Here is a 16,063-nt window from a genome sequence, read left to right on the forward strand (position 1 = left end):
CTTAGTTCAGTTGCGCGGCAAGCTTACTCAGCATGTCGCTATGCGCGGACTGGTCCACAGATCGCTCCAGAATGCGCTCTGCGCCAGCCACGGCCAGCGTAGCCACTTCTTCGCGGAGTGCTTTCCTGGCACGGTTCAGTTCCTGTTCGATCTCTGAACGGGCTGCAGCGATCTGCCGCTCGCCTTCAGCTCGAGCCTGTTCTTTGGCTTCTTCGATCATCTGCGTGGAACGCTTGTGCGCCTGCTCGATGATTTTTGCCGACTGGGCTTTGGCGTCCTTGAGCTCGTCAGCAACTTTGTGCTGAGCCAGTTCAAGATCCTTCGAAGCACGTTCAGCTGCCTGCAGACCGTCGGCGATCACTTTTTCCCGCTCTCTGAGCGCCTGAATAATCGGCGGCCAGACGTACTTCATGCAAAACAGCACAAAGAAGAAGAAAGCAATTGCCTGGCCTATCAAGGTTAGGTTGAAGTTCACGTCAACACCGCTCCTGCATTGGTCAATGGGTTAGTTTGGTTTGTATTAACCAGCCACCTGACCGAGGAACGGGTTTGCGAACATCAGGAACAGTGCGATACCAACACCGATCATTGGTACGGCATCGAGCAGACCTGCAACGATGAACATTTTGGTCTGAAGCATTGGGACCATTTCTGGCTGACGTGCAGCGCCTTCGAGGAAGCGGCCACCAAGCAGTGCGAAACCGATGGCTGTGCCCAGTGCGCTAAAACCGATCAGAATTGCTACTGCAATCGCGGTCATTCCAACTACATGTTCCATGAGATCTCCTAGATATTTACTGAGTGATTAACAACGTTTGAAAACAGATAAAACAGGTATTGCCTAACTTATGATCAATGGTCTTCATGCGCCATGCTGAGATACACAATGGTCAGCATCATGAATATGAATGCCTGCAAGGTGATGATCAGGATGTGGAAGATTGCCCACACCAGATGCAGACCTACGCCAAGCGCTCCTACCCAGATACCAGCCATGTACATGACAGCTATCAACATGAAAATCAGCTCGCCGGCATAGAGGTTGCCGAACAGTCGCAATGCGAGCGAAATAGGCTTCGAAATGAGACCAACGAATTCAAGGAGGAAGTTAAAAGGGATCAGCCACTTGCCAAAAGGCTGCAGCGTCAGCTCGCCAATAAATCCGCCGAGACCTTTGACCTTGATACTGTAATAGATGACGAGTGCAAACACCCCGAGCGCAAGGGCGAACGTGATGTTGACGTCGGTGGTCGGTACCACTTTCATGTACTCAACGCCGGCAACAGCGAACAGAGCAGGGATGAAATCGACTGGGATCAGGTCCATGAAGTTCATGAGGAAGATCCAGCAGAAGATGGTCAGTGCCAGCGGACCGACGACCTCATTCTTGCCGTGAAAGCTTTCCTTAACACTGGTATCAACGAAATTCACCATGACTTCGACAAAGTTCTGCCATTTACCAGGAACACCACTGGTTGCATTCATTGCAGCTTTTCGGAACAGCCAAAGAAACAGAATGCCGAGGCCTATGGACCAGCCGAGGGAATCGACATGAACTGCCCAGAAACCCATTTCAGCGGCCTGTTCGCTTGTTTCAGCAAAGCCCCAGCCATTGACGGGGTGCTTACCATACACCAGGTTTTGCAGGTGGTGAATGATATAGGAGGTAGGGGTCAGCGTTTCACTCGCCATTATCGATCCTCAGTGTACGGCAGCCCAGAGACATGCCGGCTTCAAGTTGCGTAATCATTGTGACCGCGGCTGTAAAATCCATGGAGCGGACCAGTGGACGGCCTGTACGGCTATAAAAGCGGCAAATAGATGGCCCGCGCTGAGCGGTTTGACGAGTATGAAAGCAGCGGCGAATCCCGCAGCAGTCATGACCATCTTGATGGTTTCCGCTTTATACGTTGTCTGTAAAATGAGCCGTGCTGACCGAGCACCCTGGTATCTGAACATCGCCAGGGAAAAATACAGGCCCGGTATCATGCAAATCAGGCCACCTAGCAGGGCAGAGAACGCGGCGACCGCGCCACTCAGGGCACCTGAGATTCCCACACAGGCCAAAATCATCAAGCCTTGCATCGCTGGCATGCGCCAGACCGGTGGTTTTCTCATCCGCATCTTTCCTGCGTTTGCTCATCTTCGCCGGCTGTGACCGGGAGATTAAAGCGGGGGCATTATAGGGTCTGGTGCCTGCAATCGCAAGGCCAGAACTTGAGACCTGAATTTACTGCATTTTTACCGTATGTGGGCGAGTATGCCTTCGAGTTCATCAAGCGAGTGGTAGGCGATGGTCAACTGCCCTTTGCCTTTAGCGCTCTGCCGTATGGACACGGCCGCTCCGAGCTTTTCAGACAGATTCTGCTCGAGCCTCATTACGTCCGGATCGGCTGCGACTTCGGCGGCTTTCTCCTTCGGTGCGGCCTGCATCTTTCTAACATATTCTTCCGCCTGGCGGACTGAATAAGCCTTATCGATGATTTGCCGCGCGGCGCGATACTGGTCGTCCGCTGACAGTGACAACAAGGCCCTGGCATGGCCCATTTCGAGGTCACCGCGCTCCAGGAGGGTGCCGACTTCAGGAGACAGCGCCAGCAGACGCATGAGATTAGTCACCGTCGAGCGACTCTTGCCAACCGCTTCTGCCACTTCCAGCTGTGTCAGACTGAATTCGTCCTGCAGACGTTTCAGCGCAACGGCTTCTTCCATCGCGTTGAGATCTTCGCGCTGGATGTTTTCAATCAGGGACATGGCGATCGCGGCTTCGTCAGGCACTATTCTGACCAGTACCGGCACTGTCTTCAGCCCTGCCAGCTGGCTCGCTCGCCAGCGCCGCTCACCCGCGACGATTTCGAAGCGGCCATCGCTCACGGGTCGCACCAGAATCGGCTGCATCACGCCCTGCTGGCGAATACTCTGGGCAAGCTCCTCAAGCGCTTCAGCATCCATGTCCTTGCGAGGCTGATATCGACCTCGTTGCAAGTGCTCGATCGGCAGCTGTACCAGTTGCTCATCTTCGAAAGCTCTGGCCTGTTCGGCAGGAGGAGCTTCGTTTTCCTCGGTGTCCTGCATGGGCTGTCTGGATTTTGCTCCAGCAAGCAGCGCATTCAGGCCGCGGTCGCCAAGCCCTCTCTTCTTATTGCTCAATGGATTGTCTCTCTGCAGGGTCTTCGAAAACTTTCAGTCAATACGGTCTAGCCGACTTCGGCGGTGGCCGCTCTGGAGCGATCCTTGGCACGACGAATCATTTCGCCAGCCAGCGCCAGGTAGGCGATCGTGCCTTTCGACTGACGATCGTACTTGAGTACCGGCAAGCCATGAGAAGGCGCTTCGGCCAGGCGCACATTCCGCGGGATGATGGCTCGATAGACACTATTGCCGAAATACTGGATGAGCTGTCGGCTCACATCACGGGCAAGACTGTTCCTGGGGTCGAACATCGTTCGCAGGACACCCTCGACCTTGAGATTTGGATTGACGGTTTCCTGAATCTGCTCGATGGTATTAATGAGGGCCGCCAGGCCTTCGAGCGCGAAGAACTCACACTGCATCGGTATGATCAGCCCATCGGCAGCGGCCAGTCCGTTCAGTGTCAGCATGTTCAAGGAAGGCGGGCAGTCTATGAGCACGAAATCGAATTGTTTCTTGTATTCGGCCAGTGCCTTCTTGAGCCTGTACTCGCGGCCTATTTCGCCGATAAGCTCGATTTCAGCTGCGGTCAGGTCGCCATTGGCTGGCAGGACGGTGTAGCCCGCTGAAGAGCGCTTTACCACGGCATCTATAGGCTGACGCTGCGTGAGCACCTCATAGGCGGTCGCGCTCAGTTCATTCTTGTTGATGCCACTGGCAGTGGTCGCATTTCCCTGTGCGTCAAGATCGATCAGCAACACACGGCGCTTCATGGCTGCCAGCGACGCGGCGAGGTTCACGCAGGTGGTGGTCTTGCCAACGCCACCTTTCTGATTGGCAACCGCCAGAACTCGTGTACTCACGATGGCTCGCTCCGGTGTTGTTTCTGCTTGTCTATGGTGCGCATGCAATCCTTTTTTGTTCAGCCTGGTTTTCAGTCTGTCTTACCCAGAACAAGCAGGTGACGCGCTTCTTCCAGAAATGGCACCTGCAATTGATCGACCCGCTCGACTACCCAGGGCAAGGGCAGTTCGTCGATCTCAGCCTGCGGTAATTGACCCTTCATTGCCAGCAGCTTTGCGGCCTGTAAATCAGGATGCACGAGCCAGGCCGTCATTTGCCTCAACTGGGTGAAAGCCCTCGAGATCACGATGTCAATCGGGACTGTCGGCGAAAAATTTTCGAGCCTGCCGTGAATCACCTGAACATTGTTCAAGCCAAGCGTATGGCAGCATTGCACCAGAAAACGGGTCTTTTTGCCATTACTATCCAGCAGAATCCAACGGGTCCCGGGCATGACGAGTGCCAGAATGAGACCTGGTATTCCGGCACCTGTCCCGACGTCGACACAGCTCAGCCCCTTCGGCGAGTTTTTTTCGAAATCACTCAAGGCTGGCAGGACGCTCAGGCTGTCCAGCAGGTGGCGGACGACCTGATCACGGGGCTGGCGAACAGCGGTCAGATTGTAGGCCGTATTCCATCGATCCAGCAGCGCAAGATATTGCAGCAATTGCTGAATCTGGGCCTCACTGAGAGACAACCCGAGTTGGTCGACGCCTGTACGTAAAAGGGTCTCGGCAGTCTGTTGCTGCATCAGGCTGCGGTTCTGCGTTTCTTGAGATGAACCAGCAGTAAAGACACGGCGGCCGGTGTAACTCCAGGTATTCGCCCAGCCTGACCGATCGAAGCTGGTCGAATATTGCAGAGCTTCTGGCGAATTTCTGAAGACAGGCCATCTATACCTGCATAGTCGAAGTCGGACGGCAACACGAGATGCTCGTTCCGTCGCAGCTTTTCGATTTCCTCACTCTGTCGAGTAATATAGCCCGCGTACTTGATGCCGGTCTCGACCTGCTCAGACACCTGACCAGCAATCGCCAGCGTGGCGGTCGTCTCTGCGATGCCATCCATCTCTTCTGGCGCTGGTTCGCCAGCCAGCCAGAGTTGTTTCAACGCTGCAAGATTCACTTCCGGACGCTTGACCAGATCATGTAGCGAATACTCCCTGGCGATGCTGAAACCGAAGCGCCCATTCATGTCCTCAGCGAGACGAGTGCCGGGCTGGACCCAGGTTTGCCGCAGCCATTCATGTTCCCGGGCGATTGCATTCTGTTTTTCGCTGAACACCGCCCAGCGTTCGTCACTGACGAGTCCCAGCCGACGGCCAATCTCCGTCAGGCGTTGATCGGCGTTGTCTTCACGCAGGAGCAGTCGATACTCCGCACGACTGGTAAACATGCGGTAGGGCTCGACCGTGCCCATGGTGATGAGATCGTCCACGAGCACGCCGAGGTAGGCCTCCGACCGGCCGAATGTGATCTGTGCCTTGTCGAGACTGAGCAGGGCGGCATTCACACCGGCGAGCAGACCCTGGGCTCCGGCTTCTTCATAACCAGTCGTGCCGTTGATCTGACCGGCGAAGAACAGGCCGGCTATGACCTTGGTTTCCAGCGTTGGCTTGAGGTCCTGCGGATTGAAGAAGTCATATTCGATGGCATAGCCCGGCCGGGTGATGTGCGCATTTTCAAGCCCCGGCATCGAGTGGACCAGCGCCAGCTGAACATCGAAGGGCAGACTGGTGGAGATGCCATTCGGATAGAGTTCGTGCGTCGTCAGGCCTTCGGGCTCGATGAAGATCTGGTGTGAATCCTTGTCTGCGAAACGCTGGACCTTGTCTTCGATGGACGGGCAATAACGCGGCCCAACGCCTTCGATCTTGCCCGTGTACATGGGCGAACGATCCAGACCGGCGCGAATGATGTCGTGAGTCTCGGCAGTCGTCTTGGTGGTAAAGCAGCTGATTTGCCGCGGATGCTTTGGCATGTCGCCAATGCCGTACATGAACGACATACTGGGCAGCGGGGTATCCCCGGGCTGCTCGATCATCTTGCTGAAATCGACACTGCGGGCATCAATGCGCGGCGGTGTACCGGTCTTGAGTCGGCCGACTCTGAGCGGTAGTTCGCGAAGCCGGTCTGCGAGCCGGATCGACGGTGGATCGCCTGCTCGGCCACCCCGGTGATTTTCCAGCCCGATATGAATGGTTCCGCCAAGGAAGGTGCCGGTAGTCAACACGACACTGCGACCGAGGAAACGAATACCCGACTGGGTGACCACACCCTTGATAGCCTCGCCCTCGACAATCACATCGTCGGCCGCCTGCTGAAAGATATCCAGACCCGGCTGGTTCTCAAGCATGGTGCGAATAGCGGCGCGATACAGCACACGGTCAGCCTGGGCACGCGTAGCTCGCACGGCAGGACCCTTGCGACTATTCAACACACGGAACTGTATACCAGCCGCATCGGCAGCCAGTGCCATGGCGCCGCCCAGCGCATCGATTTCACGAACGAGATGACTTTTACCGATTCCCCCAATGGCTGGGTTGCATGACATCTGGCCAAGGGTCTCGATATTATGAGTCAGCAACAATGTGCTGGCACCAGCGCGCGCAGCGGCCAGCGCTGCTTCAGTACCAGCGTGACCACCGCCGATCACGATGACATCATAATGCTTGGAATAGATCATAAATTGAGACCCGGTAACTCATAAAATGGGGCAGTAGTCTACTACGGCTGTAGGACCTTCGCGAGTATTGTACAAAGTATGAACACTCTATTTCACAAATGTTCACTCATCAGTACTTAATCTCGGCTCCCCTATACCTCAAACACATTAACACTTTGAAACATTAGGGGAATCATTAAGTTACAAACATCTTCTCAAGAAGTTATTAATAGACTTATCCACAGGCATATATTAAGCCAACTCAGCTACTCATCGCTTATCTTATTGAAATAGAAAGGTATATTCATAGTAGAGGAAGTTGTGAGCGAAAAAGCAAAAAAGTTATCCACATTATTGACAAGCGGGAAATGAGCTCTTCGTCTGAAGATGTGGCGGAGCGTGCCACAATGACAGGCACTAGCTTCGCTTCTTCGACGAATCCAGCCGTTTCAAACGCTCGAGCTTCTCTCGAATCTTGATTTCGAGGCCCCGGTCAACGGGTTGATACCAGGCCGGCGGTGACATGCCATCCGGTAGATATTGCTCCCCCGCTGCATAGGCCTCCGCTTCAGCATGCGCGTAGCGGTACCCTTTCCCGTGACCCAGATTTTTCATCAGCTTCGTGGGGGCGTTACGCAGATGCATAGGCACCGGCTTCGATTGGTCCTGGCTCACATATTTTCGCGCGGCGTTGAACGCCGCATAACCAGCGTTGCTCTTGGCTGCTATGGCCAGGTAAATGACCGCCTGCGCGAGTGCGAGTTCACCTTCGGGCGATCCAAGTCGTTCGTAGGTAGCGGCGGCATCGTTACACAGTTGCATCGCCCGTGGGTCGGCGAGTCCGATATCTTCCCAGGCCATTCTGATGATGCGTCGCGCGAGATAACGGGGATCGGTGCCGCCGTCCAGCATGCGACAGAACCAATATAGCGCTGCATCGGGGTCTGAGCCTCGAACGCTTTTGTGAAGTGCGGAAATCTGGTCATAAAAGGCATCTCCGCCTTTGTCAAAGCGACGGGCCGAGCCGCCAGCCAAAGCCTTGACCAGATCAAGGTCGATGATAGTTTTATCCTGCTGTACAGCGGCTTCGGCTGTCTGCTCGAGTGAATTCAGTAGCCGACGTCCGTCGCCATCCGCCAGATCACTGAGCGCAGCTGCAGCATCTGGTTCAATCTGCAAGCCAGGGTAATCTGCGTCCAGCGCTCGTTTCAGCAGCGATGCCTGCGTATCCCCGTCCAGGGCTTTCAGTACGTACACCTGGGCCCGCGACAACAGCGCGGAGTTCACCTCGAAGGAGGGATTTTCAGTAGTCGCACCGATAAATGTGAGCAGGCCACTTTCGACATGTGGCAGCAGCCCATCCTGTTGCGACTTATTGAAACGGTGGATTTCATCGATGAATAAAATGGTTTGTCGATCGGACTCGTCGCGAAGAGTCTTCGCGAGCGCGACGGCGGCTCTGATGTCCTTTACACCGGCAAACACCGCCGAGATAGCCTGAAACTCGCAATCGAACGCATTTGCCAACAGTCGGGCAATGCTGGTTTTACCAACGCCGGGTGGCCCCCAGAGGATCATGGAGTGAGGGCGGCCTACCTGAACGGCGCTGTGCAGAGGCCGACCAGGCGCCAGCAGATGGTCCTGCCCCAATACATCGTCGAGCGTAGACGGACGCAGTCGTTCTGGCAGCGGCTGGTTCATCACGACTCCAATCGCGCAGGCAGGTGACGGTGAAGCAAGGCCTTTAGTGACTCTATGGAATACGGCTTAGCCAGATAGTCATCCATAACCGTCTTCAGGCAGCGCTGGCGGTCACCGGCGACTGATAACTTCATGCTCTTTTCACTACCATAGCATGTATGAGCGGCATAAAAGACGGATCAACAGCAGTGATGACCAACGACATTCGAATCTCCCGGAAGGCTCTTCCACGCATCCTAGTATTATCTGCCTATGATGCTGCCAGTCACAAACGCTGGCGGCATCAACTCGCGGCCATGTTCGCTGAATACACCTGGCAGTCACTGTCCTTGCCGGCACGGTTCTTTGCCTGGCGTATACGAGGCAATCCTCTGAGCTGGCTCAATGAACCCTGTCTGAGTGAACCCTGGGACCTTGTCATTGCCACCTCGATGGTAGATCTGGCGTCTATTCGGAGTTTCCATCCAGGCCTCGCTCGCACACCCTGGCTCTTGTACATGCATGAAAATCAGTTCGCCTTTCCATCGTCCAGTCATCAGATGCCGAGACTGGAACCCCAGATGGTCAATCTCTACAGTGCCATTTCAGCCACTCGCGTAGTGTTCAACAGCGCCTGGAATCTCGACAGCTTTCTAAACGGTGTGCAAACCTTCCTTGATAGAATGCCGGACGGCGTGCCCACCGGCTTGGTGACCCGTCTGCGGGATAAATCTTGCGTGATTCCAGTGCCTATCGAAGATGACCTGTTTCTGGATATCCCTCGGCAGGCGAACTGGAACTGTCCACATCTGCTCTGGAACCACCGATGGGAATACGACAAGGGGCCTGAACGCCTGCTCAGATTCCTGCAAAGGCTGGATGCGCTCTCCGTGCCATTCAGCCTGAGTGTGGTAGGCGAACGCTTTCGTTCACAGCCCAAGGTCTTTGATGAGATTTACCGAGAATTCTCATCGCGGGTAGTGTATTGGGGATTTCTGGCGAGTCGAGAAGAATACGACCGCCTGCTAGGCAGCGCTGACATCGTCATTTCGACAGCCATCCACGATTTCCAGGGCCTGTCGATGCTCGAAGCGATGGCCTCAGGGTGTCTCCCCCTCGCACCAGACCGGCTAGCCTATCGAGAATACGTCCCTGACGTCAGCCGCTATGAAAGTTTTGAACACGATATCGACAAGGAAGCTGAAGCCGCCGCAGCCTGTTTGATCAATCTCATGACGATACAACCAGTTCATCGTGTTCCGGAAGCCTGGCGAATGTCAGTGTTAGCCAGGCAATACCAGTCTCTTTTCGAGCAACTGTTATCTGAGCGGCCAGTAGTCGATTAGCCTGATCCCTCGCTAGGTGCTGTATCATTTTCCGATACAGAAGCTGGAAAATATTTCACCCAACAGATCGTCCGAAGAAAACGCGCCAGTGATTTCTGAGAGTGCGCGCTGAGCGTAGCGAAGATCTTCAGCGGCAAGCTCTCCAGCTAATTGACCGGACTGCAGTGCATTCAAAGCGGCGTCGACATGTTGCTGACATCGTTCCAGGGCATCGATATGTCTGCGGCGGGCCAGAATGAGTTGTTCCCCCGTATTCTGGAAACCAGCTACCGCTTTCAGTCTGGCTTTGAGGTCTGGAAGGCCCGTACCAGATACTGCAGAGACAGCCAGACGATGGTAACGAATTCCACTGGGCGATTGGAGTGGCTGCGCTTGCCTCACCTCGATCAGATGTGAAGCCAACAGATCAGCTTTGTTGGCTACGATCAACAGTGGCAGTGCAGGATGAGCGAGGACATGCTGAAGCAGTATCGGCGGCAGAAGGTCTTCTGGGGTACTAGCGGCGGCTGGCTGCTCCGCCGCATCATATATCCACAGCAAAGCATCGGCCTCGACACTGGCAGCCTGCGCTCGTTCCACGCCGATGCGTTCCACAAAATCTTCAGTCTCACGCATGCCTGCAGTATCCAGCAGATGCAAAGGCAAACCATCAATGATGACATGCTCGCGCACAATGTCCCGGGTAGTGCCCGCAACGTGGGTAACGATGGCGCGTTCTTCACCGGCCAGGGCATTCAGCAAACTCGATTTTCCGGCATTGGGCTTACCAGCGAGGACTACCGAAATCCCGTCACGCAATACGCGCCCCTGGGCAGCACGACTTCTCACATTCGCTAATGAGGTACTCAGCGTTGTCAGCTCACTGACCACTTCGCTTTCAGCGAGGAAATCGACGTCCTCTTCCGGGAAATCGATAGCCGCTTCAATATAAACGCGGACTCGGGTCAGCTCTGCCAGGAAATTATTGATTGTGGCCGAAAAATCTCCGCTGAGAGAAGCCAGAGCACTTCTGGCAGCCTGCTCTGAAGACGCACTGATGAGGTCAGCAATGGCCTCAGCCTGCACCAGGTCAAGTTTGTCATTGAGGTATGCGCGCTCACTGAATTCGCCCGGTCTGGCTATTCTCGCACCAAGCTTGCAGACGGACGCCAGAAGAAGGTCCAGGACAACGGGTCCACCGTGACCCTGCAACTCGAATACATCTTCCCCGGTGAAGCTGTTTGGTTGAGGGAAAAAAAGTGCTATACCCTCATCGAGCTGGCTGCCGCCAACATCATGGAAACGGGTCAGCGTCGCTACCCGTGGGGCCAGTGAGCGAGTAATGATCGTCTCACCAATCTTCCGGGCTGACGGCCCCGATAGACGAATGATGCCGATGCCGCCCTGGCCCGGAGGCGTCGCTATGGCAGCAATCGTATCTGGCGCCTCGCCTCCACTTTCCATCACTGCAGGCCGATCAGCTCTTGGCAGGCGTGGTCGACGATTTCTCGATGCTACGGGTAATGATCCACTGCTGGGTGATCGACAACAGGTTGTTGACGAACCAGTAGAGTACGAGACCGGCCGGGAACCAGAGGAAGAATACCGTGAAGATAATTGGCATCAGCTGCATTACCTTCGCCTGCATTGGGTCCGGCGGCGTCGGATTCAGTTTCGTCTGCAGGAACATGGTGGCACCCATGAGCAATGGCAGAATGAAGTAAGGGTCTTTCAGTGAAAGATCCTGAATCCAACCAAAGAATGGCGCCTGGCGCAGTTCAACGCTCTCCAGTAGCACCCAGTAAAGGGCAATGAATACTGGCATCTGTACAAGAATTGGCAGGCAACCCCCAAGCGGATTGATTTTCTCTCGCTTGTAAAGGTCCATCATGGCCTGTGACATGCGCTGCCTGTCGTCGCCGTGCTGTTCGCGCAAGCGCTGGAGCTCAGGCGTGACGCGACGCATGTTGGCCATTGAACGATAGCTTGTCGCTGACAGCTTGAAGAACAGAGCCTTGATACCAATAGTCAACAGGATGATCGCAACACCCCAGTTAGCGAAAATATGGTCATGCAGGAACTTGAGCACGACAAACAGTGGCTTGGCTATCAACCAGAGCCAGCCAAAATCCACAGTCAGCTCGAGATTTGGCGCAACTTCATCAAGCCGGTCGAGAACTTTCGGGCCGACATACATCTTTCCAGATCTGGTCTCAGTGGAACCGGGCTGGACAGTAAATGCGGGGTCGACATAACCGTACATGTACAGGCCGTTTCGCTTTCGTGCCTGGAACACACTGGCCTGCTCAGACTGCGGAATAAGCGCAGTGACGAAATAATGCTGGAGGATGGCTATCCAGCCATTGTCGGAAGTCAGGCTTTCAACGCCGTCGTCAACATCATCGAAGTCAAGTTTTTCGTACGGCATATCCAGCTCTGGCGCTGAGATGACGCCGCCAAGATATGACACGGCGCCGAAACCACCACTTGAGGTCGGATCTGCAGACCGGTCACGTAGCAGCTTGGCAAAATAATTGGCTGTGAAGGGTTCGGTACCCTGATTGTCGACGATAAAACTGACATTGATTTCATAGCTGTTGCGAGCAAATTCATAGCGCTTGATTACGCTAATACCATTACGCTCGGTCTTGAGTTCGACTGTCAGCTGGTCTTCACCTTCTTTCAGCTCATAATCAGTCTGCTCCGCAGCGTAGTTCGGTTTTCCACCATTTTTCGCAGTATCGAAGCCATCTTTGCCGATGAGACCGCTCTCCGCGAGGAAGGTGACGCCTTCGCCATGCTGCAGAAGCTTGAGCGGGGTCTCGTTGTTGACCGAAATTGGATATTCGAGCAGAGCCGCCTTGATGATGCGACCACCGACCGGATCGATTTGCAGATCAAGCACATCAGTCGTTACAGATATCAGCTGTCCAGTCCCGGTTGAAGCAACGGGGCCACTGGCCTCGGAAGCACCGGGAACGACGAGGTCACTTTCACCCTGTTCGGAGGGGACTATCAGATCATCGCTGTCAGCACCGTTATCGAGGCCGGTGGATTCAAGCGCAGTATCACCGCCTGGGGAACTCTGCTGGCTGGGTGCAGAAGCCGCGCGTTGACTGGGGTCGGGATAGTCCTCATTCCATTGAAGAATAATGAGATAGCTGACCGCCAGGAGAGCGATGATGATAGCTGTACGAATTGAATCCATAATATCTAGTCTTCAGGAAAGTCTCTGAGATGAAGCGTGTTTTTCGCATGGGGCTGGGACGGGATCATAGCCACCGTGACACCAGGGGTGGCATCTTAGCAGACGGCGAACGCCAAAATAAGCTCCTTTACGCAAACCATGGACTTTGATCGCTTCCGAGGTGTAGCTGGAGCACGTGGGTGTGTATCGACAATGCTGCCCGATGAACGGGCTGAGTGTGAGCTTGTACAGACGAATGAGCGCCAGGACCAGACTCCTGGGCCATTGACGAAGCCATTGAATCACACTTCGGCCCCGACTATGAGGGGACCGCTTCACTGTTGTTCCAGTTGCTGAGCAGAACTGACGGGTTCTACAGCCTGATATTTTCGCTGAAGACCTAGCAGGTGCTTGCGGAGAATGTCAGACAGCTCTGCATTCGAACAGAACTGGGCAGGGTGTCGAAAGAGCAACACGATATCAGCCTCCGGCAATTCGCTACGTAAGCGACGGAATTGCTCCCTGGCCAGACGTTTGAGCCGGTTGCGTTCGTGCGCACGCTTGACCTGTTTTTTGGCAACGATCACGCCTAGACGACTACCAGCGGCTTGACCAGGCTCAGCTGGCCGATGACACAGCATGAGCACCTGCGGCGCATTTCGTTTGAAATGATTGTCTTCGAACACAGTGCTGAAATCACGTTTCGCTAACAGACGGGCAATTCGAGGAAAAGACTCGTTCATTCCCGTCCCTTGGTTACATCGGCGCCAGATAGTGCCGATGTCAACATGATGTCAGAACAAACCCTTTCGGGTCAGGCAGGTCAGGCGGAAAGAACTTTCCGACCTTTGGCACGACGCGCATTGATGACAGCACGTCCACCCTTGGTGGCCATGCGTGCCCGGAAGCCGTGCGAGCGCTTACGCTTGATGTTGCTTGGCTGAAAGGTACGTTTCATGGTTGGTACTCATAGCTGGTTCATATTCAGGGTCGCGGATTATATTCAATTCGATTGGCTTATACAAGCTGCGCGAAAATTCAGCTCGACAAGCTCGCTCTAATCATTACAGGTTTTCATGTATAAAACTTTGTGATTGTAGTTACTACGTAGCCAGGTTTAGCGGAACAACTCCTATAAATCCATATAAAACATTGGTTTATACTCTTTATTCGTATTCCTAACCTGCGTGTAGTTTCTGTATGACATGTGCGCAGGCTGTGCATAAAGCGGGTGTTTATCCACAGGGCGATATTCCAGAAAACTATGCACAGCTTGTTCCCCCCTCCACACACAGGGCAATCAACAACTTGTTCGGCTGCATCTGGCCATGATCGACGGTGCACTGTTTATACCAAGCACTTGTTCGTGAGCAGAAAGTTGTTCTTATCTCTGTGAGTAAGTATTCAAGCATATGAATATAAAGATAAAAGATATCCACATGCTTTGAATAACTCTTGCTGGTACTGGCAAGAGAGCCAGCCGAAAGGTAGTATTCTCCTTCTTGATGGATCTATTCAGTAGCGCGTACCGACGACGCAGACGGAGCTGTATCGTGCGCAAATGCAAAATTCGGTGAAAACAGCAGAGCTCGGTGCAAAGCCACCATAGAAGACCTCGCCTATGCAGTAGATTGCCCTCGCCATCGCGATCGCGATCTGTTGATAGCCGTACCGAAGTCGAGCCTCAAAATTCACTACTTTCGATAGAAGATGATGGTCAATGCCTAATGTGATGTGGCGACAGTGCCTGAACGCCCTTCAGACAGATTTACCTCCGGACCAATTCAATACCTGGGTACGACCGCTTCAGGCGCATTTTGAAAACGGACAACTGCATCTCTACGCCCCCAACCGATTCGTCATGAACTGGGTGAAAGACAAATATCTCCCAAAGATTGATGATCTGCTCTGCGCTTATGCTTCGGGCCAGAAGGTTGCAGGCTCCGAAGAGGTGGGTAGTTCCATACAAGTCTGTCTGCAGATAGGCTCTGCACCGAAAGTCAGTGCCTCTGCCAATTCAGCGGAGATACAGGCTCCGGCAGCGTCGTCGGCCCAGCCTCCAGCCCAGAATGAAGTTCGCGGCCACCAGACTGGCGTGGTTCCGGAAAACGGCACGCGTACGCCGCCGGCCCGGCGCCGTATTCGTACGCCTGCGCCTGAAGCCTGGTCTACCACTAATAACTCTCAGGAGCCGGCCTCGCTGGTCAAGCACGAGAGCGCTCTGAACCGCGACTTTACGTTTTCCTCGTTTGTTGAGGGCAAGTCGAACCAGTTGGCTCGAGCTGCTGCAATTCAGGTGGCTGATAATCCAGGCAAGGCCTTTAATCCGCTGTTTTTATACGGTGGTGTTGGACTGGGTAAAACGCACCTTATGCACGCCGTCGGTCATGAGATTGTGGCGCGAAAACCGAACGCGCGAGTGGTGTATCTTCACTCTGAACGTTTTGTCCAGGATATGGTCAAGGCGCTTCGAATGAACGCGATCAATGAGTTCAAGAAATATTATCGCAGCGTGGATGCGCTGTTGATCGATGACATCCAGTTCTTCGCCAAGAAGGAGCGTTCACAAGAAGAGTTCTTCCATACCTTCAATGCCTTGCTCGAAGGTGGGCAGCAGATGATTCTGACTTCTGACCGCTACCCCAAGGAAATCGAAAACATGGAGGAGCGGCTCAAGTCCAGATTTGGCTGGGGTCTGACTGTCATGGTGGAACCACCCGAGCTCGAGACTCGCGTAGCGATCCTCATGAAGAAAGCGGAACAATCCGGCGTGGAGCTCAATAGTGAATGCGCGTTTTTTATCGCTCAGAAAATCCGCTCGAATGTTCGTGAGCTGGAAGGTGCACTTCGCCTCGTTATAGCTAACGCCCATTTTACCGGCAATCCGATAACGCCCGAGTTCATCCGCGAATGCCTGAAAGACTTGTTGGCCCTTCACGAGAAGCAGGTCAGCATCGATAACATTCAGCGAACCGTAGCAGAATATTACAAGATTCGTGTGTCCGACCTGCTGTCAAAGCGCCGAACCAGGTCCATCACGCGACCACGGCAGTTGGCGATGTGTCTGGCGAAAGAACTGACGCAGCATAGCTTGCCGGAAATCGGTGACGCTTTCGGCGGCCGGGATCACACCACGGTGCTACATGCCTGCAAGGTGATGAAAGCGTTGCAGCAGACCGATGTGGCCACGCGGGAAGACTATCAGTATTTCATGCGTTCGCTCACGGGCTGA

General features: G+C 54.2%; 16 protein-coding genes. 2 read left to right on the forward strand and 14 right to left on the reverse strand.

What is annotated here, in order from left to right; genetic code table 11:
* Position 1: 1 nt before the first annotated feature.
* The 9 genes from ABD735_RS10455 to ABD735_RS10495 all read right to left on the reverse strand — a co-directional run bounded on the left by ABD735_RS10455 (position 2) and on the right by ABD735_RS10495 (position 8,340).
* Entirely contained in the window at positions 2-475 is a 474-nt protein-coding gene (locus tag ABD735_RS10455) for a F0F1 ATP synthase subunit B (protein ID WP_344806059.1), read from the reverse strand.
* Between the two features lie 45 nt (positions 476-520).
* Positions 521-778 carry a F0F1 ATP synthase subunit C gene (atpE, locus tag ABD735_RS10460; RefSeq protein WP_344806061.1) on the reverse strand — a complete coding sequence of 86 codons (258 nt, stop codon included), beginning with the start codon at positions 776-778 and terminating at the stop codon, positions 521-523.
* A 74-nt stretch (positions 779-852) separates the two neighbouring features.
* Positions 853-1,692, reverse strand: coding sequence for a F0F1 ATP synthase subunit A (atpB, locus tag ABD735_RS10465; protein WP_344806063.1), 840 nt, complete (start codon positions 1,690-1,692; stop codon positions 853-855).
* A 54-nt stretch (positions 1,693-1,746) separates the two neighbouring features.
* The gene (locus tag ABD735_RS20180; RefSeq protein ID WP_425548603.1) at positions 1,747-2,124 is read right to left on the reverse strand and encodes an ATP synthase subunit I; all 378 of its coding nucleotides are present in this window, start codon (positions 2,122-2,124) and stop codon (positions 1,747-1,749) included.
* A gap of 117 nt (positions 2,125-2,241) precedes the next feature.
* A complete protein-coding gene (locus ABD735_RS10475) occupies positions 2,242-3,150 on the reverse strand; it encodes a ParB/RepB/Spo0J family partition protein (RefSeq protein WP_344806067.1) in 909 nt (302 codons plus the stop codon).
* Positions 3,151-3,197: 47 nt separating this feature from the next.
* Entirely contained in the window at positions 3,198-3,995 is a 798-nt protein-coding gene (locus ABD735_RS10480; RefSeq protein WP_344806069.1) for a ParA family protein, read from the reverse strand.
* Positions 3,996-4,066: 71 nt separating this feature from the next.
* Positions 4,067-4,726 (reverse strand): 16S rRNA (guanine(527)-N(7))-methyltransferase RsmG, encoded by a 660-nt coding sequence (rsmG, locus tag ABD735_RS10485; RefSeq protein WP_344806071.1) that lies wholly within the window; start codon positions 4,724-4,726, stop codon positions 4,067-4,069.
* Positions 4,726-6,660, reverse strand: a complete 1,935-nt coding sequence (gene mnmG / locus ABD735_RS10490; RefSeq protein ID WP_344806073.1) for a tRNA uridine-5-carboxymethylaminomethyl(34) synthesis enzyme MnmG — start codon at positions 6,658-6,660, stop codon at positions 4,726-4,728. Before mnmG ends, rsmG begins: the two co-directional genes overlap by 1 nt.
* A gap of 396 nt (positions 6,661-7,056) precedes the next feature.
* Positions 7,057-8,340 (reverse strand): replication-associated recombination protein A, encoded by a 1,284-nt coding sequence (locus tag ABD735_RS10495; RefSeq protein ID WP_344806075.1) that lies wholly within the window; start codon positions 8,338-8,340, stop codon positions 7,057-7,059.
* Positions 8,341-8,531: 191 nt separating this feature from the next.
* Between ABD735_RS10495 and ABD735_RS10500 the strand changes: the two genes are divergently transcribed.
* Positions 8,532-9,665, forward strand: a complete 1,134-nt coding sequence (locus ABD735_RS10500; protein WP_344806077.1) for a tRNA-queuosine alpha-mannosyltransferase domain-containing protein — start codon at positions 8,532-8,534, stop codon at positions 9,663-9,665.
* A 24-nt stretch (positions 9,666-9,689) separates the two neighbouring features.
* Here the strand turns inward: ABD735_RS10500 and mnmE are convergent, their stop codons facing one another.
* The 5 genes from mnmE to rpmH all read right to left on the reverse strand — a co-directional run bounded on the left by mnmE (position 9,690) and on the right by rpmH (position 13,789).
* Positions 9,690-11,108 carry a tRNA uridine-5-carboxymethylaminomethyl(34) synthesis GTPase MnmE gene (gene mnmE / locus ABD735_RS10505; protein ID WP_344806357.1) on the reverse strand — a complete coding sequence of 473 codons (1,419 nt, stop codon included), beginning with the start codon at positions 11,106-11,108 and terminating at the stop codon, positions 9,690-9,692.
* A 13-nt stretch (positions 11,109-11,121) separates the two neighbouring features.
* Complete coding sequence (gene yidC / locus ABD735_RS10510; protein ID WP_344806079.1) at positions 11,122-12,852, reverse strand: membrane protein insertase YidC; 1,731 nt, start codon at positions 12,850-12,852, stop codon at positions 11,122-11,124.
* Positions 12,853-12,864: 12 nt separating this feature from the next.
* The gene (yidD, locus tag ABD735_RS10515) at positions 12,865-13,170 is read right to left on the reverse strand and encodes a membrane protein insertion efficiency factor YidD (RefSeq protein WP_344806081.1); all 306 of its coding nucleotides are present in this window, start codon (positions 13,168-13,170) and stop codon (positions 12,865-12,867) included.
* The gene (gene rnpA, locus ABD735_RS10520; protein WP_344806083.1) at positions 13,167-13,574 is read right to left on the reverse strand and encodes a ribonuclease P protein component; all 408 of its coding nucleotides are present in this window, start codon (positions 13,572-13,574) and stop codon (positions 13,167-13,169) included. The genes yidD and rnpA overlap by 4 nt, the downstream gene beginning before the upstream one ends.
* Positions 13,575-13,654: 80 nt before the next feature.
* A complete protein-coding gene (gene rpmH / locus ABD735_RS10525) occupies positions 13,655-13,789 on the reverse strand; it encodes a 50S ribosomal protein L34 (protein ID WP_344806085.1) in 135 nt (44 codons plus the stop codon).
* 762 nt (positions 13,790-14,551) lie between these two features.
* Here rpmH and dnaA point away from each other — a divergent pair.
* Positions 14,552-16,063 (forward strand): chromosomal replication initiator protein DnaA, encoded by a 1,512-nt coding sequence (gene dnaA / locus ABD735_RS10530; protein WP_344806088.1) that lies wholly within the window; start codon positions 14,552-14,554, stop codon positions 16,061-16,063.

It is taken from the genome of Allohahella marinimesophila (assembly GCF_039538005.1).
GTDB lineage: Bacteria > Pseudomonadota > Gammaproteobacteria > Pseudomonadales > Oleiphilaceae > Allohahella > Allohahella marinimesophila.

Coding starts and splice junctions, on each gene's coding strand:
- rnpA (WP_344806083.1), bottom strand. CDS start 13,574: ATGAACGAGTCTTTTCCTCGAATTGCCCGTCTGTTAGCGAAACGTGAT.
- dnaA (WP_344806088.1), top strand. CDS start 14,552: ATGCCTAATGTGATGTGGCGACAGTGCCTGAACGCCCTTCAGACAGAT.
- mnmG (WP_344806073.1), bottom strand. CDS start 6,660: ATGATCTATTCCAAGCATTATGATGTCATCGTGATCGGCGGTGGTCAC.
- atpE (WP_344806061.1), bottom strand. CDS start 778: ATGGAACATGTAGTTGGAATGACCGCGATTGCAGTAGCAATTCTGATC.
- ABD735_RS10500 (WP_344806077.1), top strand. CDS start 8,532: ATGACCAACGACATTCGAATCTCCCGGAAGGCTCTTCCACGCATCCTA.
- atpB (WP_344806063.1), bottom strand. CDS start 1,692: ATGGCGAGTGAAACGCTGACCCCTACCTCCTATATCATTCACCACCTG.
- ABD735_RS20180 (WP_425548603.1), bottom strand. CDS start 2,124: ATGCGGATGAGAAAACCACCGGTCTGGCGCATGCCAGCGATGCAAGGC.
- mnmE (WP_344806357.1), bottom strand. CDS start 11,108: ATGGAAAGTGGAGGCGAGGCGCCAGATACGATTGCTGCCATAGCGACG.
- rsmG (WP_344806071.1), bottom strand. CDS start 4,726: ATGCAGCAACAGACTGCCGAGACCCTTTTACGTACAGGCGTCGACCAA.
- ABD735_RS10495 (WP_344806075.1), bottom strand. CDS start 8,340: ATGAACCAGCCGCTGCCAGAACGACTGCGTCCGTCTACGCTCGACGAT.
- rpmH (WP_344806085.1), bottom strand. CDS start 13,789: ATGAAACGTACCTTTCAGCCAAGCAACATCAAGCGTAAGCGCTCGCAC.
- yidC (WP_344806079.1), bottom strand. CDS start 12,852: ATGGATTCAATTCGTACAGCTATCATCATCGCTCTCCTGGCGGTCAGC.